Genomic DNA, 20,757 nt, shown 5'->3' with positions numbered 1-20,757 from the left:
AGGTCGCTCACGCGGCTCGCTTGATTTCGTCAACCAGGGCTTCTCAGAAGCGAACTTCCTCGCCGCCAGCGGCGCACCGCCCTCGTTGTTGAGGCGTATATAGGCCCCACCCTCCCAAACTGTCAACGCCATTTTGCTCCCCGTTTGAACTTTTTACGACACAAAGCGCATAACCCAGCAATTCCCTGCGCAAGGTCCGGCGTGGCACCGGCCCAGTGACGGACGCACGCCCGACCAACGACCCAAACAAGGCCAATCGGAGTCAGAATCGGACATCCAAACGCCGACACGGCCCCCCTCTCCGCAGCCATTTCGCGCGGATCTCCGCGGCAGCCCGAGCCTTCTTTATGGAAAGCCCCCCAAGCCGCCCCTGCCCTGGCGGGAACCGTTTCCCGCAGAATCGCCAGGAAAGCCCGCCTTTCAGTGCCGGAACCCGCCCGTGAGCGATTCAGGCAACACGAATCGCAATCATCGCGATTCTCATGAGTGCGATTCGAGCGTGTCGCCGATTCAAACAGCCAAAGAAAAAGGGGATCGCGTTGCGATCCCCTTCAACACTATTCTCTACGGGCTGAAGTTTGAGCCCGTCCGAAGTCCTGGCTCTGGTTCGCCAGCTCAGCCCCTCACCTGCTTTGCAGCAGCATCGAGCGAGACCTTGAGCGCATCGACCATCGCGTCGACCTGTTCCCTGGTAATGATCAAAGGCGGGCAGAAGGCCAGAGCATCGCCCATGTTGCGGGAGATAACGCCGTTCTGCTGGAGCAGACTGTTGGCGAGACCGCCCAACGCGCCTGGCTGGCCCCATGGAGCCTTCGTCGCCTTGTCGGCCACCAACTCGACTGCAGCGATGAGACCAATGCCGCGCACTTCGCCGACGAGTTCGTGCGAAGCCAGCTCGCGCAGACGCTTCTGCATATGGGCGCCCACCTCGCGAGCATTCGAGACCAGGTCGCGCTCTTCGATGATGTTCAGGTTCTCCAACGCGACCGCCGCCGCCACAGGATGGCCGCCAGCGGTAAAGCCGTGACCGAAAGTGCCGATGCGATTGCTTTCATCGGCCAGCGGCTCGAACACGCGGTCGTTGATCAACAGGGCCGAGATCGGCAGGTAGGACGATGAGATCTGCTTGGACATGACCATGATGTCGGGCTTCATGCCAAAAGTCTGCGAGCCGAACATCTCGCCCGTGCGGCCGAACCCGCAGATCACCTCGTCGGCCACCAGCAGGATGTCATACTTATTAAGTACGGCCTGGATCTTCTCCCAGTAGCCGGCCGGAGGCACGACGACGCCGCCGGCGCCCATAACCGGCTCGCCGAAGAAGGCGGCGATCGTTTCGGGCCCCTCGGCCAGGATCAGCTGTTCAAGGTCGTTCGCCAGCCGGGTCGAGAACTGGTCCTCGCTTTCACCCGGCAGCGCTTCGCGCCAATAGTGCGGGCTCGACGTGTGCAGCACATTGGCGATCGGCAGGTCGAAGGAAATCTGGTTGTTCGGCAAGCCGGTGAGGCTTGCGGCGGCAATCGTCACACCGTGATAGCCGCGCTTGCGGCTGATGATCTTCTTGCGCTGCGGCTGGCCAAGCGCGTTCGAGCGATACCAGATCATCTTCATGGCCGTGTCGTTGGCCTCGGACCCGGAGTTGGTGAAGAACGCCTTGCTCATCGGCACAGGCGCCATCTTCACCAGCTTCTCGGCCAGATCGATCAGCGGCGAATGCCCCTTGTGGGTGAAATTGTGATAGAAGGGCAGCTTCGACATCTGCCTTGTCGCGGCCTCGACCAGGCGCGGCTCGGAAAAGCCAACCGCCACGCTCCACAGACCGGCCATCGCCTCGATGTAACGATTGCCGTTGATGTCCTCAACATAGATGCCCTCGCCCTTCTCGATGATCATCGGGCCGGCTTCCTGATGCTTTCGCGCATTTGTGTAGGAATGCAGGTGATAGCGAATATCGCGGGCTTCGGGCGAATTGGGCTGAGCGTCCATGATGACTTCCTGTGTTAGCGCGCAGCTTGCGCGACATGTGCTCGCTTACAGCGGCGCCCCTTCGTCCCCTAGGGAATGGCGAGGGATCGCCCTTGCAGATCATGCAAATTTGCTGTTTGATGCATCATGTATTTTATAGGTTGGGGTGTCAAGGCGAGCTATGCCGAGACACAGACCCTGCGGGAGGCTCCGAGCCATGAGTGGACAGTTCGCCTTCCAGACGCTTGAGCACGAAAATCTCGGCAACACCGTTTATGGCCAGATCGCCGAGGCGCTGATCAAAGGCCGATTTGCCCCCGATGCGCGCCTGACAATCCGTGATCTGGCACAGTCCTTAGGCACCAGTGTGACGCCGGTGCGCGATGCGATCCTCCGGCTGATCCAGGATGAGGCACTTGTCCAGAAATCGGCGCGCGATGTGCGTGTGCCGGTGCTGACCATCGGGCGCTATCGCGAGATCCGACAAATACGGTTGAAGCTGGAGGGGCTGGCGGCGCGCGAAAGCGCGGTCAAGGCAACGCCAGAGGACATCGCCCGCCTGCGCCAACTGATCGAACGCAACGAGGAAGCGATCGAGCGCGAGAATTGGCTCGAAGCGCTGGAACTCAACCAGACTTTCCATTTCGCGCTTGCCGAGATCGCAGACATGACGGTGCTGCGCGGCATCCTCTACCGCCTTTGGCTGCAGATGGGCCCCCTGATTGCCGAATCCTACCAGGCGGGCGGGCGCGTCATGATCGACCACCACTATCCGATCCTGCGCGCGATCGAGGCGCGCGACCCGGACGCGGCCGAACGTGCAATCGCAGACGACATCGGCGAAGGTGGCAAGGTGATTCTGGAGCGTCTCGCGCTTCGCGAACAAGCATGACGGATCGGTGAACTGAGGATGGAAAAGGTCGACTGCATCGTCGCGGGCGCCGGCGTCATTGGCCTTGCGATTGCACGCGAGGCAACGCGACGGGGCTGGGAAACCATCGTGGTTGAGGCAGCCGATACGATCGGCACCGAAACGAGCTCACGCAATTCCGAGGTCATCCACGCCGGCATCTACTATCCGACCGGCAGCCTGAAGGCTAAACTCTGCGTGGATGGACGCAAAAAGCTCTACGCCTTTGCCGAGGAGCGGGGCGTTCCCTATCGCCGCTGCGGCAAGCTCATCGCCGCCACGCGTAGTGACCAGGAACCAACGCTAGCCGCCATCATAGAAAAGGCGCACGCCTGCGGCGTGGACGATCTGGTGATGCTGAGCGCGGCCGAGGCCCAAGCGCTGGAGCCCGCATTGCACTGCACCGCGGCGGTTCTGTCGCCCTCGACCGGCATCATCGACAGCCACGGCCTGATGCTCGCGCTCCTAGGCGAGGCTGAGGAAAGCGGGTGCTTCGTCTCCTACAACACCCGCATCGTCTCGGGACGAATCGAGCCTGACGGCGTGGTCCTGCAGACGCGCGACAGCACCAGCGGCGCGGAATTCGAAATCGCCGCGACGCGCTTTTTCAACGCCGCCGGGCTTTCGGCCAATGCAGTGGCAGGTGCCCTTGCCGGGTTGGATCCAAAATTCGTGTCGCCGCTTTTTTATGCGCGCGGCAATTATTTTTCCGTGACCGGCAAGCCTGCGTTTTCGCGGCTGATCTACCCAATACCTGAGCCCGGCGGACTTGGCGTGCACCTGACGCTCGATCTTAACGGCGGCATGCGCTTCGGTCCCGACGTCGAGTGGGTCGAGGAGATCGATTATCGGGTGAACCCGCATCGGGCCGATCAATTTTATGGCGAGATCCGAAAATACTGGCCGGACCTTGCCGACGACAGCCTGCACCCGACCTATAGCGGCATACGCCCCAAGCTCGCCGGCCCAGGCGAGCCCAACGCCGATTTCGTCATCCAGGGGCCGGCGGTCCATGGTGTCGACAATCTCGTCAACCTGTTCGGCATCGAAAGCCCGGGCCTTACCTCGAGCCTGGCAATTGCCGAGCTTGCGGTCGGGCTGATCCAGCCCGAGCACAACTAGGCTCTGCTCTTGACTGTTTGGCCACTCAGTTTCCGGCGCCCGATGCGTCGGGCGTCAGGAAGCCTGCGGTTTCGCCACCATCGACGCTCAGCACCACGCCATTGATGAAGCTCGACGCCGAAGACAACAGCCAGAACACCGCTTCGGCCACGTCTTCCGGCATGCCGAGCCGGCCGACCGGAATGCGGCTTTCCAGCATTTCCCGGCGCCCGGGAATCTGCAGCGTCCTTGCCATCATGCGGGTGGCAATCTGGCCCGGGCAGATTGCGTTGCAACGGACTTCCGTGCCGAACTCGAGCGCAAGCGCGTAAGTCAGACCGATCAACGCGGATTTGGAGGCTGTATAAAGAGAGAGTCCCTCCTCGCCGACCAAGCCGGCGATCGACGACATCATGACCACCGCACCCCTGGCCGCCCGCAATCCCTCCAGCGCATGACGCGTGAACAGGAAAGCCGAGCCGGTGTTCACCGTCATTACCCGGTTCCAGTCCTCGAAAGTTGCATGGTCGAAAGGCATGCGGGCACTCATGCCGGCATTGTTGACGAGACCGGCTATGCACCCCTCGCCGAGTTCGAGCGCCCTTGCCACCGCCCCCTTGCAATCTGCCTCGACCGAGGCGTCGCCTGCCACAAACACCGCCTGGGGAATTTCCGCCATCAACGCCTCGGCCGCATCACGGTCGCGGCCGGTGAACACCACCCGGCTGCCGTCGGCGGCAAGGCGCCTGACGCAAGACGCGCCGATGCCATGCGTGCCGCCGGTGACCAGGAAGACGCGAGAAGCCGACGCGTCGTTCATGCCGCGCTCACCGAGTAGTCGACTTCGGTGCAGAGCCAGCCTTCCTGGTGCCGTTGCCAATAAATCTCGTTCAGGCGACTGGTCAGCGCACCGGGCTTGCCGTTGCCATAGATGCGACCGTCGAGCACGGTCACAGGCATGATGCCGCCGGCGGTGCTGGTGATGAAGATCTCATCGGCCGCCCGCAATTCGTCGGCACTGACGGGCCGAACCTCGCAGCCGATACCAAGCTCCCGCGCCAGTTCGATGACGGTGCGGCGGGTCATGCCTTCGAACATGCCGCTTTCCGGCGTGGCGAGAACACCGTTGCTCACCGCAAAGACGTTGAAGCCGGCACCTTCCGTGATGTTGCCGTCGCGATCGACCAGCGCGGCGACGACTGCATCGCGGTCATAGGCTTCGAGAATGCCCATCGTCAGGTCTAGCCAATGGAAATTCTTGATACGCGGATCGAGGGCCTCCGGCGGGATACGCTGCACCGAGCTCACCACCATACTGAGGCCGTCCCGACGCTGCTCCTCATTGGCGATCCAGACGAAGGGCTGGGCGAAGGCATAGAAGCGGTTCTGGCACAGGCGCGGGTCGCGCGTGCCGCGTGGAGGAATGCCGCGCGTGCAGGTCATCTGAACATAGGCATCGCGCAGGCCACTGCGGCGGACGCATTCGATCAGGATGTCGGCCATCTCCTTAGGGGAATATGGCAGGCTCATGCGCAGACCACGCATGGACGCCTGGAAACGCTCTATGTGATCTTCCAGCCGAAAGAAGCGGCCGTTCCAGACATGGACGACGTCGTAGGTCGCATCCGAACGGACAAAACCACGGTCGGTGAGCGGTACGCTCGCCCTGGCGAGCGGCATGTAGACACCTTCGACGAAGGCTATGCCGTCCGCCGGATTGTACTGCGTCTCAGTCATGATGTCCGTCCTGCATTGGCTTTCGAACTTGGCAAACCCTGCAAATGCCAGCGAAGTCGACGGCTGGCAACACGCCAGTCGCGCGACACGTGCTGGCCAAGGCGCTCAACAGCGAGCTGCGTCAGAGCGCAGATCGGATCCATTCGGAGAACCTGGCTATGACGGCCTGGCGCGGATGGTCGGGCGGCTGAACCAGATAGAAGCCAAAGCCCGGCAAGGAAAGCTCGTGCGCCTTGACGAGCGCGCCGCTGGCAAGCTCGCGGGCCAGCACCACGTCGCTGCAGATGGCGATGCCCTGGCCGGCGAGGATAGCCTCGATCGCGTGTGTCTCCTCGCGAAAACTCAAATCCCAGACATTGGCGATTTCCGGTAACCCGGAGTCGATTGAGCGAGCTGCCGCCCACCACCGGCGCCAGGTCGGCGTCTCGGCGTCTGTTTTCAACCAGTCGAAATGAATGAGTGGGTGCTGACGCAAATCTCCGGGCCGCAAAATAGGCCGGCCGGCCGCCAACAGCGCAGCGCTGCACATCGGAAAAAAACGGTCGCGGAACATCTCCTGCGCGCCGCTGTCGGCAGGCATCGTTCGCGTGTAGCGGATCGCCACATCGGCCTCACCCGACCGCAGGTCGAGCAGCTTGTCGGTCCCGATCACCTCAAGCGGAATGTCGGGATGAGCCTTGCGCCATTGCGGCAGCCTCGGCACCAGCCAGCGGCTGGCAAAGGCATTCGTCGTCGTGACCCGCAGGGAGCGCGCTTCGGTCGAGGCAGAAAGCGTCTCCAGCACGGCGGCAAACGCATCGAAGCCATTGCGCAACACCGGAAACAAATCCTGCCCTGCGGACGTGAGTTGAAGCGGGCGCGGCCGCCGGCGAAACAACGCCTGCCCGCAGCATTCCTCCAGCAATCGGATCTGGTGGCTTATCGCCGTCGAGGTCACGCCAAGCTCAGCCGCCGCCTTCTGAAAGCTCAGATGCCGGGCGGCCGCCTCGAATGCGCGCAATGAAGACAGGGGCGGAAGTCTTCTCATGCGATGAGCCTAGATGAATTCAATTCACCCAGCACCTGAAAACTTGGACTTTGCGCAAGTCCCGTTTCCAGTGTGAAATTGCCAAGCCCACGAGAAAGCCGCGATACTAGCCGGAGGATTTGCCTATGCACTCCCTGACAGCCGAAGTCTCGAGCGACTTGCTTTATGGCAGCGAGGATTTCGAGCGCCTGCAGCGAAGCTTCCGCGGCGAAATCGTGCTGCCCAGTTCAATGGCCTACGATACGGCACGCCTTGTATGGAATGGCGTTGTAGACCGCCGCCCCGCCGTCATCGCCTACTGCACCGAACCGCAAGATGTCATCGCAGCCATTGCGTTTGTCCGCGCCACCCGGTTGCCGCTTGCGGTGCGCAGCGGCGGGCACAATGTGGCCGGCGCCTCGGTCTGCGACGGCGGGCTGGTTATCGACCTCTCGCGCATGAAGGGGATCGAGGTCGACGTCGAGCGCCGCGTCGTGCGCGCCGAAGCCGGCCTGTCGCTCGCCGAGTTCGACACGGCCACCCAGGCCCACGGCCTTGCGACAACGATGGGCGTGAACGGCGATACCGGCATTGCCGGGCTGACGCTCGGCGGCGGCTTCGGCAAACTGGGGCGCCGGTACGGCCTCGCGTGCGACAATCTTTTGGCAGCCGAGGTCGTTACGGCGGACGGACGGCTGATGCGGGCAAGCGAGACTGAGAATGCCGACCTGTTCTGGGGCCTGCGCGGCGGCGGCGGAAATTTCGGCGTGGTCACCGCCTTCGAGTACAGGCTTCATCCCGTGGGGCCGAACGTGCTGGCTGGCTCGGTGGTCTTCGACGAGGCCGATGCGCACGACGCCATGCGCTTCTATCACGAGTTCTCTCGCAACGCCCCCGACGAGCTCAGCCTCGATGCGGCGATGGCAACCGCCGCCCCTGGCAAGCGGGTGTTCAGCATCTCGGCCTGCTACAGCGGCCCGTTTGTCGAGGGCGAGCGCGTGCTGGCACCGCTCAGGGCCTATGGCAAGCCGCTGGACAACCGCATCGACGTCGTGCCCTACCTGCAAATCCAGTCCGCGGGCGACAGCATCTTTCCGCGCGGAAGGCGCTACTATTGGAAAGCTCAGTTCCTGCGCGAGATCAGCGATGCAGCGATCGACGCCCTGATAGGGGCCTATGCGACGGCACCCTCGCCTTCGGCTCTTGCTGTCTTTCAGCAGGTGGGGGGCGCCATTGCCCGCGTGCCTGCTGCGGCCACGGCCTATGGTGGCCGGGATGCGGCCTATGACTGCTTCCCCATCGCGATCTGGGATGACCCGGCCGACGACGAAGCCAATCTGGCATGGGGAAGAGCCTTCTGGGCTGCCATGCGGCCATTTTCGACTGGCGTGGCCTACGTGAACAATCTGGGCGATGAAGGCGAGGACCGCATACAGGCCGCCTATGGCGCCAACTATCCGAGGCTGGTGGCGCTGAAGAACAAATACGACCCGACCAACCTCTTCCGCATGAACCAGAACATCAGGCCGAACCTGTGATTGCCCGACACATAGCCTGAAAAGCGGAAGAGCCGGCGCCAGCCGGCCCTTCCGGATGCAGCGCGCAGCCTACGCGGTCAACGAGCGCACGCGCATCTTGATGTGTTTGGACTCGCGGAACGCCTCGATACCTTCCAGACCCAGCTCGCGGCCCATGCCGCTCATCTTCCAGCCGCCGAACGGCGCCTGAAGCTCGGTCGTGTCGTTGACGTTCACGCCGATGGCCCCTGCTTCGATCCTGTCGGCCAGCGCCCAGGCGCGCTCGAGATCACGCGAATAGACGTAGGCCGCGAGACCGTAGGGCAGCGCGTTGGCAACCCGCAGAGCTTCCGCGTCGTCAGCCACCTGGCGGATGGCAGCGAGCGGCCCGAAGGTTTCTTCGGTCAGCGCAAGCGCATCGTCCGGCGCGTTGTCGACCAGAGCCGGCTCATAGAAGAAGCCCTTGGCGTATTCCTCGCCGGACGGGATCTTTCCGCCGACAAGCAACTTGCCACCCTTTGCGACCGCGTCCTCGACATGGCTCGTCACGCGCTTGCGCACGCCCTCGTGCAGCATCGGGCCATAGAGCACGCCGGGCAGGCTGCCATTGCCGAGCTTGATCTTCTGGGTTTCGGCCACCAGCGCCTCGACGAACTCCTTGTGGATGCCCTTCGAGACGAGGATGCGGTTCACCGCGATGCATATCTGCCCCATATTGGAGAACGAGCGGCGCGCGGCGGCAGCGGCGGCCTCGACCGGATCGGCATCGTCCAGCACCACGAACGGGCTTTGGCCGCCAAGCTCCAGCGACAGCCGTTTCAGATTGCCGGCCGCGGCACGCATGATGGACTGACCCGCCGGAACCGATGCGGTTGCAGTGATCATGCGAATGTCGGGATGCTCGGCGAGCGCCGCGCCCACTTCCGGACCGGTGCCGGGGATGTCGTTGACCACGCCTTCGGGCACGCCGGCATCGATGAAGCACTGCACCAACATGCCGATCGCCAGCGGCGTCTCGTGCGGCGGCTTGGCCACCAGCGTGCAGCCGGCCGCCAGCACCGGCGCGATCTTCCAGCAATAGAGATCGACCGGATAGTTCCATGGCACGATGGCGCCCACCACGCCGACCGGCGCTGTCGTCACAATGCTCTTGATGTCGGAGCGCGACGAGGGACGGAGCGAGCCGCCGAGACGGCGGCCTTCCTCGGCGTAGTAGCGGATCACCTCGATGCCGAAGGCGATCTCCTTGCGCGAATCCGGCACCGGCTTGCCCTGCTCACGCGTCAGCATCGCTGCAATCGCATCGATGCGTTCGCTGACCAGATCGGCCGCGCGGTGCAGGATCTTCGCGCGCTGATCGGCGTGGGTTGCGGCCCAACCGGCAAGGGCACGGCTCGCGGCAGCGACCGCCAGATCGACATCCGCGCGTGACGCGAGTGCACTGGAGCCGACCAGTTCGCCGGTCGCCGGATCGCGGATTTCGAGGCGGTCGCCCTGGATCGCTTCGCGCCAGGCGCCGTCGATGAAAAGACCTCTCTCCATCATGCTCACCGCGACTTCAGCCTGCGCCACAGTTCCTCATAGTTGAGGTCGTTCTGCTTGTTGGCTTCTTCCTTGCTGGTCGTGTTGGGATTTACCATCACGAAGGGCTTGATGCCCTGCTGAACCAGCTTCTCGGCCGTCGTCGCAACGATCGCATGCGCAATCGCGATGGTGACGCTCGTCGAGTTGGCGCCCACCGGATGCTCAAGTCCATCGATCTCCAGAGCAGCATCGGCCTTCGGGATGCCGGTGTCGATGACAACATCGGCAACCTCGAACAGGCGCTTGCCGGACGAGTGACGCGAGGGCGTGACGCTGGAGTGCGGCAGCGAGGTCACGCCGATCACCTTCAGGCCGCGCTCCTTGCACTCGAGCGCGATGTCCAGGATCACCGCATTAATGCCGGAGTGCGAGAACAGCACCATCGTGTCCTGCGGGTCGATCTGGTGGGAACGCAGGATCGCCTTGCCGTAGCCTTCGACGGCGTGGATGAAGCGATATTGCCGTGCGCCCATATCGCCCAGCACACGGTGGAAGGAGATCATCGTGCTTTCAACGATCGGGCGGAAGCCGGCAATGGTGCCGGTGCGCGGGAAGCTCTCAAGTGCCGGCAGTGCGCCGTGGCCGGTGCCGAAGGTGAAGGCCAGCTTGTCGGCTGCAATGCTCTTGGCGCACAGCTCAGCGGCCTGATCGATCGCGGCGGCCTGCGTGGCGCGGACCTTTTCGAGCCGCTCGGCCAGGTTGTTGAAATAACGGTCGACCATCGACGTCATAGCGTCACCTCATTCTTCTTCGTTGCAAATTCAGAGATCGAATCGAGCGCGACGTCGAACAGCTCGCGCTCAGCGATGCTCATCGCCGCGTCATCGATCTTTTCTTGTGTGAAGGCATCTACGGTGGCGATGCAGAGTGTCGAGGCGCTTGCGCCCAGCACACGCGCGGCCACCAGCAGCGCCGAGGTTTCCATGTCCGTGCCGATCAAGCCAAGCCGCTGGATATCCTGCTTGAGCGTGTCGATCATCGCCCGGCGTTCGCCCGAAAGGCCGAACATTTCGGTGTAGAAGCCGTCATAGGTGCCATAGACGCCAGCGTGCCATTTGCGCCCGGAAGCGGCGAGCCGCTGTCGCAGGCCGGCATTGAGATCGAAATCGGCCATCGCCGGGAAGCCGAGCGGCGCATAGGTGTTGGAAGTGCCTTCGGCGCGCAGCGCGCCATCGGCCAGCACGAAATCGCCCAGCTTTGCCGGCGGCACTGCCATGGCCGTGCCGACGCGCAGGAAGCTGCGTACGCCCAGCGCGAACAGCTCATGCATGACGATCGTGGCGATCGGCGCGCCCATGCCGAAGGCGCTGACGGTGATGCGCTGGCCGTTGCGCGTGCCGGTCACCGTGCGCAGGCCGCGGTTTTCCGGCAGGAATTCGACATCCGTCATATGTTCTGCGATGCGGTCGATGCGGGCCGGATCGCCGACGAGAATAGCACCGCTTCCAACCTGGTCGCGCTTTGCGCCGATATACCAGGCGGTATTGGTCTTTTCGTCTTGCTTGCTCATTGTCTCAATGCACTTTCATTTTCGGAAATCTGTCGCCCCAGAAGAAGGCGCCGCGCCGTGGCATGGCCCGAGCGCACGATGGCCTCGGGGTTGGTCTCGCCTTTGGCGAGCGCGGCCAGCACACCGCCGGCAAAGCTGTCGCCGGCTCCGGTAGGATCGGTGACGGAGATCGGTTCAGCCGAAACCTCCACGGACCGGCCATCGCGCGTGATGGTCGCGCCCTGGCGGCCGCGTGTCTCGATGAGGATACGGCCTGGCCGCGCCGTATCGGTCTCGGCAAGCGCCGCCTCGACGAAGGCGCTTTCGGCATGGCTGAAGCAGATGAGATCGGCGCGGGCGGCAAATCGCGCAGCCTGCGTCGCCGACATGGCGCGGGGGTCATGTTTTACCACCCAGGCAAGGCGCGTGGTCTCCCCAATTGCTTCGAGCACCGCGTCGTTGACGGCCGAGGGGCCGATGGTGAGGCAGACCCAATTAGCCTTGGCAACGAGTTCCCTTTGCGCAGGCGACAGCGTCAGCCCCGCTGGCATGCCTGGGTCATAAAGGCAGATGCATCCGCCATCCGGCTCATAGGCAAGCACCGAGACGGGCGTGCGCGCGCCCGCAATAGCCTCCAGCCCCTCGTCCAAAACGTTTCTGGCTGCAAGCTGGTCGCGATAGGTCTGACCGGCAAGGTCGTCGCCGATCCAGCTCACCGGCACAGCCCTCTCAATACCCGCCGCCGTCAACGCCATGGCCACAAAGGCAGGACCGCCGCCAAGCCGCGGCCAGCCATCCTGCGGCCGTTGCAATATGGTCGTCGTCCGCCCGGACTGCGGCGTGCCGTCAAGGATCGCCACATGATCGAGACTGGCATAGCCGGTGATTGCAATGGTCGTCATGCCAGCATTCCGAGCGCTTCTTCGAGAGGCACGACGCGGCCCATATAGCGGTCGATGTCCTCGAGCGAGGCTTCGGCCAGATGCGGCCGGTTCGAGTTCGTCGCCTCGCGCGGCACCACCGGCTCGAAGCCGCTGGCGAAGGCATCCTGCGCGGTAGCGCGGATGCAGACATTGGTCTTGACGCCGGCGATGACCACGCGCGTCACCTTCTGCTCGTGCAAGAAGAGTGCGAGATCGGTCGCGAAGAAAGCACTGAAGCGACGCTTGAAAATGGTCGTCTCGTTTGCGCCCTCGGGACGAAAATCCTCGAAGAAGGCGGCGTCGTGCGCGTCTTCCAGATGATGGATGGGCAGCTTGCGCCATTCGAAATCGTGGAACTCCGGCCGGTGCTTTTCCACCGCGTGCACGACGATGGTGCCCGACTCGCGGGCGGCCTTGAGCAGCGCGCGCATCGGTTCCAGCACGTTCTCGACATCGGCATAGTAGTTGGGCTGGCCAGGCTCGAAGAACGAGTTGATGACATCCACCAGGATGAGCGCGGTCTTTTCCTTTTCGACCATGTCAGGCTCCTTTGTTCCGCGCGCGTTTGACTGTGATGGCGACCAGCGTGAGGATCACGATGACCATGACGTAAGGCAGCGTCTGGACGAGCTCAGACGGCAGGCCCCTGCCCTGCAGCCGGATTTGGATCGCGTCGAAGAGGCCGAAAAGCAGCGCGCCGAGCGCCGTGGCGCGCGGCCGGTTGCGGCCGAAATAGAAGGCAGCGAGAGCGAGGAAGCCGCGGCCGGCAGTGATGCCTTCATTGAAGATGCCGACCACGCCGATGCAAAGATAGGCGCCCCCCAGTCCCGACATCATACCGGCAAAGACGGTGGAGGCATCGCGCAGGTTGAGTGGGTTGAGGCCCAGCGCCCGGGCGGCTTGCGGTGCTGCGCCCGCAGCGCGCAGGCGTAAGCCCAGCCGGGTGCGCGCCAGGAACCACGCCGTCAACGGCACCAAAAGCCACGCCGCCCAGGTGAGCGGGTCATGGTCCGACAGGATCGCGCCCAGCACCGGAATATCGGCCACCAACGGGATGTGGATGCGCGGCAGCATCGCCACATCCGGCAGGTTGAGCGTGCCCGATGTGCCATACCAGCTCTTCAGGAAGAAGCGCACCAGCCCGGCAACAGCGATGTTGAAGCCAAGGCCGACGATGATCTCGTTGGCCTCCAGCCGAGTGACGGTGAGCGACATCAGCAGGCCGAGGAAGCCGCCGATGAAGGCAGCCGCAAGCAGCGCCGCAGGCCAGCTTCCGGTCTGGGAGGCAACCATCAGCCCGACGAGCGCACCGGCCAGCATCATTGAATCGAGGCCGATATTGACCAATCCCGCAATGCGGTTGACCAGGCCCCCAAGTGCGGCGAGCAGGATCGGCGTCGTCATGACGAACGCCGCATGAATGATGTTGTCGATCATTTGCCGCCCCGCCGAGTTTTCAGGAGCCAGCCAAAGCGGGCGACCGCGAAGATCATCACCGTGCCCTGCAGGATGTTGACGATCTCAATCGGCACGTCGCTGAAGAGCTGGATGGTCGCACCCGAAGTCGCCAGCGCGCCGAACAGCAACGCCGCAAGAAAGATGCCTATTGCAGACCCTCGCCCGAGCAGCGCCACGGCAATGCCGGTAAAACCGTAGCCGGGCGAGAAGCCAACGACGAAGCGATTGACCGTGCCCAGCGCCTGGATGCCGCCGGCAAGCCCGCCGATGGCGCCCGAAAGCAACATCATCTTCACGACCAGCATCGGCACATTGATGCCCGACGCGATGGCAAAGCGCGGGTTAAGGCCGGCAAGCCGGGTTTCAAGGCCGAGTGCGGTGCCGCGCCCCCACAGCCAGTAGAGAACCAAAAGTGCAACCGCGATGAGGAAGCCGGCGTTCAGCGTTGAAGGCGGCATGAGCTTTGGCAGACGTGCCGCCTCAACCACCATGGGCGTAGCCGAGTTGGCCGAGCCCGGCGCGAGCAGCGGACCATTGACCAGCCATGCAGTGAGGCTGACGGCGATGAAATTGAGCATCAGCGTCGTCACCACCTCGTCCACGTCGAGGCGTGCCTTGAGCACCGCCGGCACCAGCATCCACAGCGTGCCGGCGACAACGGCAGCACCCAGCGCCAACGGAAGCAGCAGCGCTGGGGGCAGGTCGACATAGGTGAAGCCGACGAAAGCAGCGGCCAGTCCGCCGACCAGCAAGGAGCCTTCGACGCCGACATTGAAGACGCCGGTGCGGAAGGCCACTGCCGTCGCAAGACCGGTGAGGATCAGCGGTGTGGAAGCGGCAACCGTGGCGGCGATGCGCTTTGTGCCGCCGAAGGACTCTTTCAGCAGCAGCCAGTAGACTTCGAGCGGATTGTGGCCGGCAACGCCGAGGACCACTGCGGCCACGACCAGCGCAAGAACCAGCGGCGCGACCGCTAGCGCAACGTCGCGCCAGCCGATGCCGGGAGCCGTGCGCGCGGAAGAAGCAACGGCGCTCATGCAGCGACCTCCTGACGGATTTCGCCCAGCATCATGCGACCAAGCTCCTCAACCTTCGCCGAACCGCGCGCCACCTCGCCGGTAACTCGGCCGTCATAGAGAACGACGATGCGATCCGACAGCGCGATGAGTTCTTCCAGTTCTTCCGAGATCACCAGCACCGCGCCGCCCGCCTCGCGGTAGTCGAGCAGGCACTGGTGGATGAAGGCGATGCCGCGAATGTCCACACCGCGTGTGGGCTGGCAGGCGAGCAGCAGCTTCGGCCCGCCATCGAGTTCACGCGCCATGGCGACACGCTGCTGGTTGCCGCCCGACAGGCTGGCAATCGGCAGCGCCGACGAAGCGCGCTTGACGGAGAAGCGGTCGAGCAGCGTTTCGACATGGCGCTTGATTGCGCCCTTCTGCAGAATGCCGCCCTTGCTGAGTTTGGACGAGCGATGCCGGCCCGCAATGAGGTTTTCCGAGATCGGCGCCGTCAGGCACAGACCCTCTGCGGCGCGGTCGGGGCTGAGATAGCTCAGGCCGAGTTCGCGCCGGGCACGAAGGTCGAGCTTCGTCACGTCCTTGCCGTCGAGCACGATCCGGCCGCGCTCGATGCGGCCAAGCCCGGTCACAGCGGCGATCAGTTCGTCCTGCCCGTTGCCGGCCACGCCGGCGATACCGACGATCTCGCCGGCACGGACATCGAGGTCGAGTTCCTTGAGGCGCAGGCTGCGCCGTGCGTCGCGCGCTGCCAGCTCGCGGATTTCGAGCACGGGGCGCCCCACCGTGCTCGGGCGGGCGTTGGGCTTGCCAAGAATTTCGCCGATCATCATTTCAGCAAGGGCGGCCTTGCTCGTGTCAGCAGCCGCCATGGTAGCGATGACCTTGCCGGTACGGATCACGGTGATCTCGTCGGCCAGCGCCATCACCTCGTCCAGCTTGTGGCTGATGAAGAGAATGGTGCGGCCCTCGGCGCGCAGCTTGCGCAGGAGAACGATCAGTTCCTGCACCTGCGCCGGCGCCAGCACGGCCGTTGGCTCGTCCAGAATGAGCACATCCGCGCCGCGATAGAGCAGCCGCAGAATCTCGACGATCTGGCGCACATGCACCGGCGCGTCGTCCACCGGCATGTCCCAATCGAGCCTCACGCCGGCTTCGCGTTCCAGCTTGCGCGCCGCTTCCAGCGCGGCCTTGCGGTCAATGCGGCCGAGCCCCTCGGTCGGCTCGTGCGCCAGCACCAGATTTTCAAGAAGCGTCAGCCCCGGCACCAGCATGAATTCCTGATGCACCATGCCAATGCCACGCGAGAAAGCATCGGCCGGCCCAAAGAACAAGGTTGGCACGCCGTCAACGACGACCACGCCTTCATCGGGGCGGTCCATGCCCTGCAAGATGCGCATCAGCGTGGACTTGCCCGCCCCGTTGCCGCCGACGATAGCGTGGATGGTGCCGCGCATAGCACGGAAGGTGATGCGATCGTTAGCGACGAGCGAGCCGAACCGCCGGGTAACGCTCTGCGCACCCAGACGGACCGACGCGTCAGGCAAAGTTTCAGCCGTTGACATGGACTGCTCTTAAGGAAACGCGAGCGCTTATTTCATGAAGTCCGGGTAGCCCTGGTCGACCACGTTCCAGACCTTCACCTTGCCCGACAGGATGTCCTGCTTGGCCGTCTCGACCTTTTCGAGGATCGCGGCCGGGATAAGCTCCTTGGTGTACTTCATCTCCGACAGGCCGACGCCGTTTTCCTTGAGGCCGAGCGAGATGGTCTGGCCGCCCGGGAACTTGTCGGCGGCATAGCCCTTCATCACAGTCTCGACGGCGATGTCGGTATGCTTGACCATGCTGGTCAGCACGTTGCCGGGGGCGATGCCGTCCTGGTCGGTGTCGACGCCGATCGCGTAGACGCCGGCTTCCTTGGCCGCCTGAATGACGCCCATGCCGGTGCCGCCGGCCACGTGATAGATCACGTCCGCGCCTTCCTCGATCATGGCCTTGGCCATCTGCAGGCCGACCGCCGGATCGCCAAAAGTGTTCGAATAGGCAACCTTCACCACGACATCGGGGTTGGCTGCCTTAGCGCCCTGGATGAAGCCGGCGATGAACTTGTCGATGCCGGCCGACTTGGTGCCGCCGATCACGCCGATGACGGGCTTGTCGTTGATGCCCTTGATCGAGGTGTCGGTCGTCACCAGCGCCGCGAGCGTGCCGGCGAGGTAGGAACCTTCCTGTTCCTGAAACAAAACGGAGGCGATGTTGGCGCCCTCGCGCACCTGGTTCAGGATCACATATTTCGTATCGGGATAGTCCTTGGCGACCTCCAGCATCGGCTCGCCATGGGCATATTCGAGATCGACAATCAGGCCGAAATCCGCATCCGAAGCACGGCGCAGGATCTCTGTCGCCTGCGAAACCACTTCCTTGGACTCGACCGGCTTGCCCTCAAGGCCGGCGTCCTTCAGCGCACGCTCGAAGCCGGTATAGGCAAGGTCGTTGTAGGACTGGTCGCCAAGCCCGCCCTGCGAAACGATGAGGGCAACCGGCTTGTCCTCGGCATAGGCATTAGCCGTGCCAAGGACCGAGGCGAGGACCATCGTGGCCGCGAGCGCCATCGAAGTGGTTTTCATCATGTGTCTCCGTGTTGGATCCGTTGTTTCGTTGCTGGCGCACCAGCGTCGCCTCGTAGGAATAGCGGCGCGCATCATAGATGGCGTCGACGGCATCGAGCAGCGTGCCGTCGGTGGCAAAGGAATGACGGGTGACGGCAACGACGACGGCGTCGCTGCCAAGGCTCAGCAGCTTGCGATCTGCCGGCTCTGCGGGGCGGGCGACCAGTCGCTCGGTCGCGCTGTGAACCGAAAAGCCGTGTTCCTCGAAAAAGCGATAGAGCGAAAAGGAAGGCAGCGAGGCAAGCTCGCGCGTCAAACCAGTCAAGCGCGCAAGCTCGGCCGAGATCACCGAACGGTGGCGCGCCACAGCCTTGCCATCGACAAGGCGCAGACGGTCGAGATGAATGAGGGCTGCACTTTCCGGATACGGCAGGTCGGGCCGCCAGGTCGCTTCCTCGAACGCCAGAAGCTGATGAGTTGCCGTGTGGCCCGCAGCTTCGACGGCCTCGGTGAAGCTGAGCAGATATCCCGGCTGGCGGCGCAGCGGCGCGGGGGCCACAAAAGACCCGCTGCCCTGCCGACGCGTGATCAGTCCCTCGTCGACGAGTTGCTCCACGGCCTTGGCGACGGTGAAACGGCTGACGCCCCAATCGCGGGCAAGCTGCGGCTCGCTCGGAATACGGGTGCCCTCGCCGAGCGCGGCGATATCCTCACGCAGCCGATCCGCGATCTGCAGATAGAGCGGCCCCTCACGATCGCGCGCACCAGCGGCCATCGGTCTCCTCCAAACTTGTCCAGTCAACTGTACAGCTTGCTTATTTGAAAGCAAGCCGGGTTCGATCGTTTGCCGCCGAAAAATTCTTTGGCTAACAGCGCAGCGGTCAAATTCGACCGCAAAGGCAAACAAGCCGCGCGTTGCCGCGCGGCTTGTTATGCACCACTATCATACTGATTTTCTTGGTCTTCTGCCCGGATACGCATGGCCCGCAACTGCCGGGCCATGCGGCAACCAATAAGGTTCAGACCGACGCCATCAAGCCGTCGCAGGCATGAAAATCTTGCCGGGATTGAGGATATTGCGCGGGTCGAGCGCCGCCTTGATTGCGGCCATCGTCTGGCATTTGGCCGCGCTGTTGAAGCTGACAAAAGCCTCGCGCTTCTCCAGGCCAATGCCGTGCTCGGCTGAAAACGCGCCGCCCATTTCGGTAAGACCCGGATAGAGAACCGCCTCTATAGCCTCATGCGGTAGGTCGTCATTGAGCCCGATCATCACATGGAGATTTCCGTCTGCGAGGTGGCCGAATATGTAGACGCCGACCGGATCGGCCAGTTGCTTCAGCTTTGGCTCGATGCCCCGGGCATAGGTGCCGAGATTGGCGAGCGGCACCGAAACGTCGAACGAATGAATGTGCGGCCACACGCGAAACAGGACGTCGGCATCCTCGCGCAAGATCCAGAAGAAATCGCGCTGGCTGCTGTTCTGGGCAAGCACCGCCTCCGAGACCAACCCCTGCTCGAACAGCGCCTCGAGGTGGGTCACGAAGCGGTCCTGGCCGTCGCCGTCCGGCGTCTCCTCGGTTTCGGCCAGAAGCAGGAAGACGCCCTCGCCGATGCCGACTGCCTCCAGCGACTGCCCGTGCTGGGCAGCGATCGTTTCGGCATATTCGCGCCAGAGTATCTCGACCGCCCGCAGCCGATCGCCGAAACGATCGCGCAGGTTCTGCGCGACGGCCAGTGTGTCCTCGATGGTGGCGAAGGCAAACAGGGCGGTGGCCGCGACCGGACGCAGCTGCTCGAGCCGGACCGCAAGGCGGGTGATAACGCCGAGCGTGCCCTCGGACCCGGCAATCAGATCGGTCAGGCCATAGCCGGTATTGTTCTTCAGGACGCGGGCAAGGTCGCTGACCAGCAAGCCATCAGCGCGCACGAATTCGCAACCCAGCAGGCGGTCGCGCATGGTGCCGAAGCGGAAGGCTTCGATGCCACCGGCATTGGTGGCGGCAAGTCCGCCGACCGTGGCGCTGCCGCGCGACGGCAGGTCAATGCCGGGGCTGAGGCCGTGCTCCGCCGCCGCCTGTTGCAGAGCTTCGAGCGTCACGCCCGCATCCACGATGGCAACGCGGCCGACCGGGTCGATCTCGATGCCGCCGTTCAGCTTGCGGGTGCTCAGCACAATCCCGCCGGGTGCGGACGCCGTGCCCCCGACCAGACCGGTGCGCCCACCATGGGTGACTACCGGAATGCGCTGTTCATGGCAGAGCACGAGCAGAGCGCACAGTTCCTCGACCGAGCGCGGCGAGACAGCAATGCCGGCCGCGAAATTGTCGGCGTGGTAGCCCGGGTCCCAATCGCGAAGCTTGTCCTCCCGCATCACTGGTCCGGCAATGGCTTCGATTTGCGACAGCACATCTTCTCCGAGTGGGGCAGATGCGGTGGATTGGGGCTGGGTCATGATGCATCTCCGGCAAGCTGGCCCCCAAATGCTCGATCTCGACAAGCGTAGCAAGCCCCCTCGGCCGGGTTTGAAGTCGCAGCGGCAGCGATGCAGCATGTCTTGCGGCGATTTTGATGATCGCACCACTTGAAGTGACGAACAGCCGCCCGAAATCAAGGCCAAGCTTGGATGGCTGCGCTACCCGGGGGACTATTTCCGGTCCGCAAGGGCCGGCCGGTCCGGAAGTATGCGCAATCGAATGTCGGCCGCTCTCTCACACAGGAGGAGATTGAGCCATGGCACGCCACCCGCTCATGCCCCTTGGCAGCAGAAACCTGCTAGGCAGCGACCCCTTTGCATCCTTCCAGCAAGGTATGAACCGGTTGTTCGAGGACGTGTTCCGCGGCACCGGCATGACGCCCACTGAAGGGCACGAAGGCATGATCATGCCGCACCTCAATGTCTCCGAAACGGAGAACGAGGTACGCATCACCGCCGAACTGCCGGGCGTCGCTGAAAAAGATGTCGACGTAACCCTGGACGACGACGTACTGACCATCCGCGGAGAAAAGAGAATGGAGAAGAAAGAGGACAAGGAGAACTTCCACTTTGTCGAACGCTCTTTCGGCCAGTTCCAACGCTCCATACGCATTCCGCGTTCGGTCAATGCCGCACAGGTGCATGCTCATGTCGCCGACGGCATATTGACCATCACCCTGCCCAAGAACCCGGCGCAGGAACGCTCCCGCCACATCAAGGTTAGCTCCGGCGCGTCCACCAGTCACTGAGACCGGTCTTTTCGGGCCAGCGACCACAAAGGCCCGCAACGCATCTTCCGCAGCAGCGAGACGGTCTAGCCAGGTGCGCCAGCCCTGCGGAAGATTTTTCGATGGAATATCTGCCGGAGCACAAAGCTTTCGGGCACCTTGCCGAGACCCTGAGGTGATTATTTTGCGCGCCTTCACTCAGGCCATCGATAGCGTGTGCATCTCGGCGATTTCGCAG

The 20,757-nt window shown here is 63.5% G+C and carries 19 protein-coding genes; 4 read left to right on the top strand and 15 right to left on the bottom strand.

Annotated elements, in window-relative coordinates; genetic code table 11:
• Window positions 1-615: 615 nt before the first annotated feature.
• Window positions 616-1,986: an aspartate aminotransferase family protein gene (locus M2281_RS23135; protein ID WP_280823540.1), complete on the bottom strand. Its 1,371-nt coding sequence runs from the start codon at window positions 1,984-1,986 to the stop codon at window positions 616-618.
• A gap of 196 nt (window positions 1,987-2,182) precedes the next feature.
• Here M2281_RS23135 and M2281_RS23130 point away from each other — a divergent pair, with 196 nt between their 5' ends.
• Both M2281_RS23130 and M2281_RS23125 read left to right on the top strand, forming a co-directional pair.
• Window positions 2,183-2,857 carry a GntR family transcriptional regulator gene (locus tag M2281_RS23130; RefSeq protein WP_280823539.1) on the top strand — a complete coding sequence of 225 codons (675 nt, stop codon included), beginning with the start codon at window positions 2,183-2,185 and terminating at the stop codon, window positions 2,855-2,857.
• Window positions 2,858-2,875: 18 nt separating this feature from the next.
• Window positions 2,876-3,997 carry an NAD(P)/FAD-dependent oxidoreductase gene (locus tag M2281_RS23125; protein ID WP_280823538.1) on the top strand — a complete coding sequence of 374 codons (1,122 nt, stop codon included), beginning with the start codon at window positions 2,876-2,878 and terminating at the stop codon, window positions 3,995-3,997.
• A gap of 25 nt (window positions 3,998-4,022) precedes the next feature.
• Here the strand turns inward: M2281_RS23125 and M2281_RS23120 are convergent, their stop codons facing one another.
• The 3 genes from M2281_RS23120 to M2281_RS23110 all read right to left on the bottom strand — a co-directional run bounded on the left by M2281_RS23120 (window position 4,023) and on the right by M2281_RS23110 (window position 6,713).
• The gene (locus M2281_RS23120) at window positions 4,023-4,796 is read right to left on the bottom strand and encodes an SDR family NAD(P)-dependent oxidoreductase (RefSeq protein WP_280823537.1); all 774 of its coding nucleotides are present in this window, start codon (window positions 4,794-4,796) and stop codon (window positions 4,023-4,025) included.
• Entirely contained in the window at window positions 4,793-5,713 is a 921-nt protein-coding gene (locus M2281_RS23115) for an aminotransferase class IV (protein WP_280823536.1), read from the bottom strand. Before M2281_RS23115 ends, M2281_RS23120 begins: the two co-directional genes overlap by 4 nt.
• Before the next feature lie 121 nt (window positions 5,714-5,834).
• The gene (locus M2281_RS23110) at window positions 5,835-6,713 is read right to left on the bottom strand and encodes a LysR substrate-binding domain-containing protein (protein WP_280823535.1); all 879 of its coding nucleotides are present in this window, start codon (window positions 6,711-6,713) and stop codon (window positions 5,835-5,837) included.
• Between the two features lie 152 nt (window positions 6,714-6,865).
• On the opposite strand from M2281_RS23110, the gene M2281_RS23105 reads away from it, so the two are divergent.
• Window positions 6,866-8,257 carry an FAD-binding oxidoreductase gene (locus M2281_RS23105; protein WP_280823534.1) on the top strand — a complete coding sequence of 464 codons (1,392 nt, stop codon included), beginning with the start codon at window positions 6,866-6,868 and terminating at the stop codon, window positions 8,255-8,257.
• A gap of 69 nt (window positions 8,258-8,326) precedes the next feature.
• On the opposite strand, the gene M2281_RS23100 is transcribed toward M2281_RS23105, so the two are convergent.
• From M2281_RS23100 to M2281_RS23050, 11 genes are all read right to left on the bottom strand, one after another.
• Window positions 8,327-9,808 carry an aldehyde dehydrogenase family protein gene (locus M2281_RS23100; protein WP_280823533.1) on the bottom strand — a complete coding sequence of 494 codons (1,482 nt, stop codon included), beginning with the start codon at window positions 9,806-9,808 and terminating at the stop codon, window positions 8,327-8,329.
• Entirely contained in the window at window positions 9,784-10,551 is a 768-nt protein-coding gene (locus M2281_RS23095) for an SIS domain-containing protein (protein ID WP_280823532.1), read from the bottom strand. Before M2281_RS23095 ends, M2281_RS23100 begins: the two co-directional genes overlap by 25 nt.
• Window positions 10,548-11,330, bottom strand: coding sequence for a nucleoside phosphorylase (locus M2281_RS23090; RefSeq protein WP_280823531.1), 783 nt, complete (start codon window positions 11,328-11,330; stop codon window positions 10,548-10,550). Before M2281_RS23090 ends, M2281_RS23095 begins: the two co-directional genes overlap by 4 nt.
• A complete protein-coding gene (locus M2281_RS23085) occupies window positions 11,327-12,211 on the bottom strand; it encodes a carbohydrate kinase family protein (protein ID WP_280823530.1) in 885 nt (294 codons plus the stop codon). The genes M2281_RS23090 and M2281_RS23085 overlap by 4 nt, the downstream gene beginning before the upstream one ends.
• Window positions 12,208-12,771, bottom strand: a complete 564-nt coding sequence (locus M2281_RS23080; protein ID WP_280823529.1) for a cysteine hydrolase family protein — start codon at window positions 12,769-12,771, stop codon at window positions 12,208-12,210. The genes M2281_RS23085 and M2281_RS23080 overlap by 4 nt, the downstream gene beginning before the upstream one ends.
• Before the next feature lies 1 nt (window position 12,772).
• The gene (locus M2281_RS23075) at window positions 12,773-13,669 is read right to left on the bottom strand and encodes an ABC transporter permease (protein WP_280823528.1); all 897 of its coding nucleotides are present in this window, start codon (window positions 13,667-13,669) and stop codon (window positions 12,773-12,775) included.
• Window positions 13,666-14,727 (bottom strand): ABC transporter permease, encoded by a 1,062-nt coding sequence (locus tag M2281_RS23070; RefSeq protein ID WP_280823527.1) that lies wholly within the window; start codon window positions 14,725-14,727, stop codon window positions 13,666-13,668. The genes M2281_RS23075 and M2281_RS23070 overlap by 4 nt, the downstream gene beginning before the upstream one ends.
• A complete protein-coding gene (locus M2281_RS23065; RefSeq protein ID WP_280823526.1) occupies window positions 14,724-16,274 on the bottom strand; it encodes an ABC transporter ATP-binding protein in 1,551 nt (516 codons plus the stop codon). The genes M2281_RS23070 and M2281_RS23065 overlap by 4 nt, the downstream gene beginning before the upstream one ends.
• Window positions 16,275-16,301: 27 nt before the next feature.
• Window positions 16,302-17,339, bottom strand: a complete 1,038-nt coding sequence (locus tag M2281_RS23060; RefSeq protein ID WP_280823525.1) for a BMP family lipoprotein — start codon at window positions 17,337-17,339, stop codon at window positions 16,302-16,304.
• The gene (locus M2281_RS23055) at window positions 17,272-18,093 is read right to left on the bottom strand and encodes a GntR family transcriptional regulator (RefSeq protein ID WP_280823524.1); all 822 of its coding nucleotides are present in this window, start codon (window positions 18,091-18,093) and stop codon (window positions 17,272-17,274) included. Before M2281_RS23055 ends, M2281_RS23060 begins: the two co-directional genes overlap by 68 nt.
• Before the next feature lie 258 nt (window positions 18,094-18,351).
• Complete coding sequence (locus M2281_RS23050; protein WP_280823523.1) at window positions 18,352-19,770, bottom strand: FAD-binding oxidoreductase; 1,419 nt, start codon at window positions 19,768-19,770, stop codon at window positions 18,352-18,354.
• A gap of 278 nt (window positions 19,771-20,048) precedes the next feature.
• On the opposite strand from M2281_RS23050, the gene M2281_RS23045 reads away from it, so the two are divergent.
• Window positions 20,049-20,540, top strand: a complete 492-nt coding sequence (locus M2281_RS23045; RefSeq protein WP_280823522.1) for an Hsp20/alpha crystallin family protein — start codon at window positions 20,049-20,051, stop codon at window positions 20,538-20,540.
• Window positions 20,541-20,757 lie beyond the last annotated feature (217 nt).

Origin of the sequence: Pseudaminobacter soli (ex Li et al. 2025) (assembly GCF_029892515.1) — a bacterium.
GTDB lineage: Bacteria > Pseudomonadota > Alphaproteobacteria > Rhizobiales > Rhizobiaceae > Pseudaminobacter > Pseudaminobacter soli_A.
The sequence above is the reverse complement of the archived record's forward strand: the minus strand, read 5'-3'. Positions and strand labels throughout refer to the sequence as shown.

What these genes read in the sequence shown, in the direction of transcription:
- M2281_RS23130 (WP_280823539.1), top strand. Translation starts at nt 2,183, where the DNA reads ATGAGTGGACAGTTCGCCTTCCAGACGCTTGAGCACGAAAATCTCGGC.
- M2281_RS23135 (WP_280823540.1), bottom strand. Translation starts at nt 1,986, where the DNA reads ATGGACGCTCAGCCCAATTCGCCCGAAGCCCGCGATATTCGCTATCAC.
- M2281_RS23065 (WP_280823526.1), bottom strand. Translation starts at nt 16,274, where the DNA reads ATGTCAACGGCTGAAACTTTGCCTGACGCGTCGGTCCGTCTGGGTGCG.
- M2281_RS23050 (WP_280823523.1), bottom strand. Translation starts at nt 19,770, where the DNA reads ATGACCCAGCCCCAATCCACCGCATCTGCCCCACTCGGAGAAGATGTG.
- M2281_RS23090 (WP_280823531.1), bottom strand. Translation starts at nt 11,330, where the DNA reads ATGAGCAAGCAAGACGAAAAGACCAATACCGCCTGGTATATCGGCGCA.
- M2281_RS23125 (WP_280823538.1), top strand. Translation starts at nt 2,876, where the DNA reads ATGGAAAAGGTCGACTGCATCGTCGCGGGCGCCGGCGTCATTGGCCTT.
- M2281_RS23060 (WP_280823525.1), bottom strand. Translation starts at nt 17,339, where the DNA reads ATGATGAAAACCACTTCGATGGCGCTCGCGGCCACGATGGTCCTCGCC.
- M2281_RS23085 (WP_280823530.1), bottom strand. Translation starts at nt 12,211, where the DNA reads ATGACGACCATTGCAATCACCGGCTATGCCAGTCTCGATCATGTGGCG.
- M2281_RS23055 (WP_280823524.1), bottom strand. Translation starts at nt 18,093, where the DNA reads ATGGCCGCTGGTGCGCGCGATCGTGAGGGGCCGCTCTATCTGCAGATC.
- M2281_RS23080 (WP_280823529.1), bottom strand. Translation starts at nt 12,771, where the DNA reads ATGGTCGAAAAGGAAAAGACCGCGCTCATCCTGGTGGATGTCATCAAC.
- M2281_RS23045 (WP_280823522.1), top strand. Translation starts at nt 20,049, where the DNA reads ATGGCACGCCACCCGCTCATGCCCCTTGGCAGCAGAAACCTGCTAGGC.
- M2281_RS23105 (WP_280823534.1), top strand. Translation starts at nt 6,866, where the DNA reads ATGCACTCCCTGACAGCCGAAGTCTCGAGCGACTTGCTTTATGGCAGC.
- M2281_RS23115 (WP_280823536.1), bottom strand. Translation starts at nt 5,713, where the DNA reads ATGACTGAGACGCAGTACAATCCGGCGGACGGCATAGCCTTCGTCGAA.
- M2281_RS23095 (WP_280823532.1), bottom strand. Translation starts at nt 10,551, where the DNA reads ATGACGTCGATGGTCGACCGTTATTTCAACAACCTGGCCGAGCGGCTC.
- M2281_RS23075 (WP_280823528.1), bottom strand. Translation starts at nt 13,669, where the DNA reads ATGATCGACAACATCATTCATGCGGCGTTCGTCATGACGACGCCGATC.
- M2281_RS23120 (WP_280823537.1), bottom strand. Translation starts at nt 4,796, where the DNA reads ATGAACGACGCGTCGGCTTCTCGCGTCTTCCTGGTCACCGGCGGCACG.
- M2281_RS23070 (WP_280823527.1), bottom strand. Translation starts at nt 14,727, where the DNA reads ATGAGCGCCGTTGCTTCTTCCGCGCGCACGGCTCCCGGCATCGGCTGG.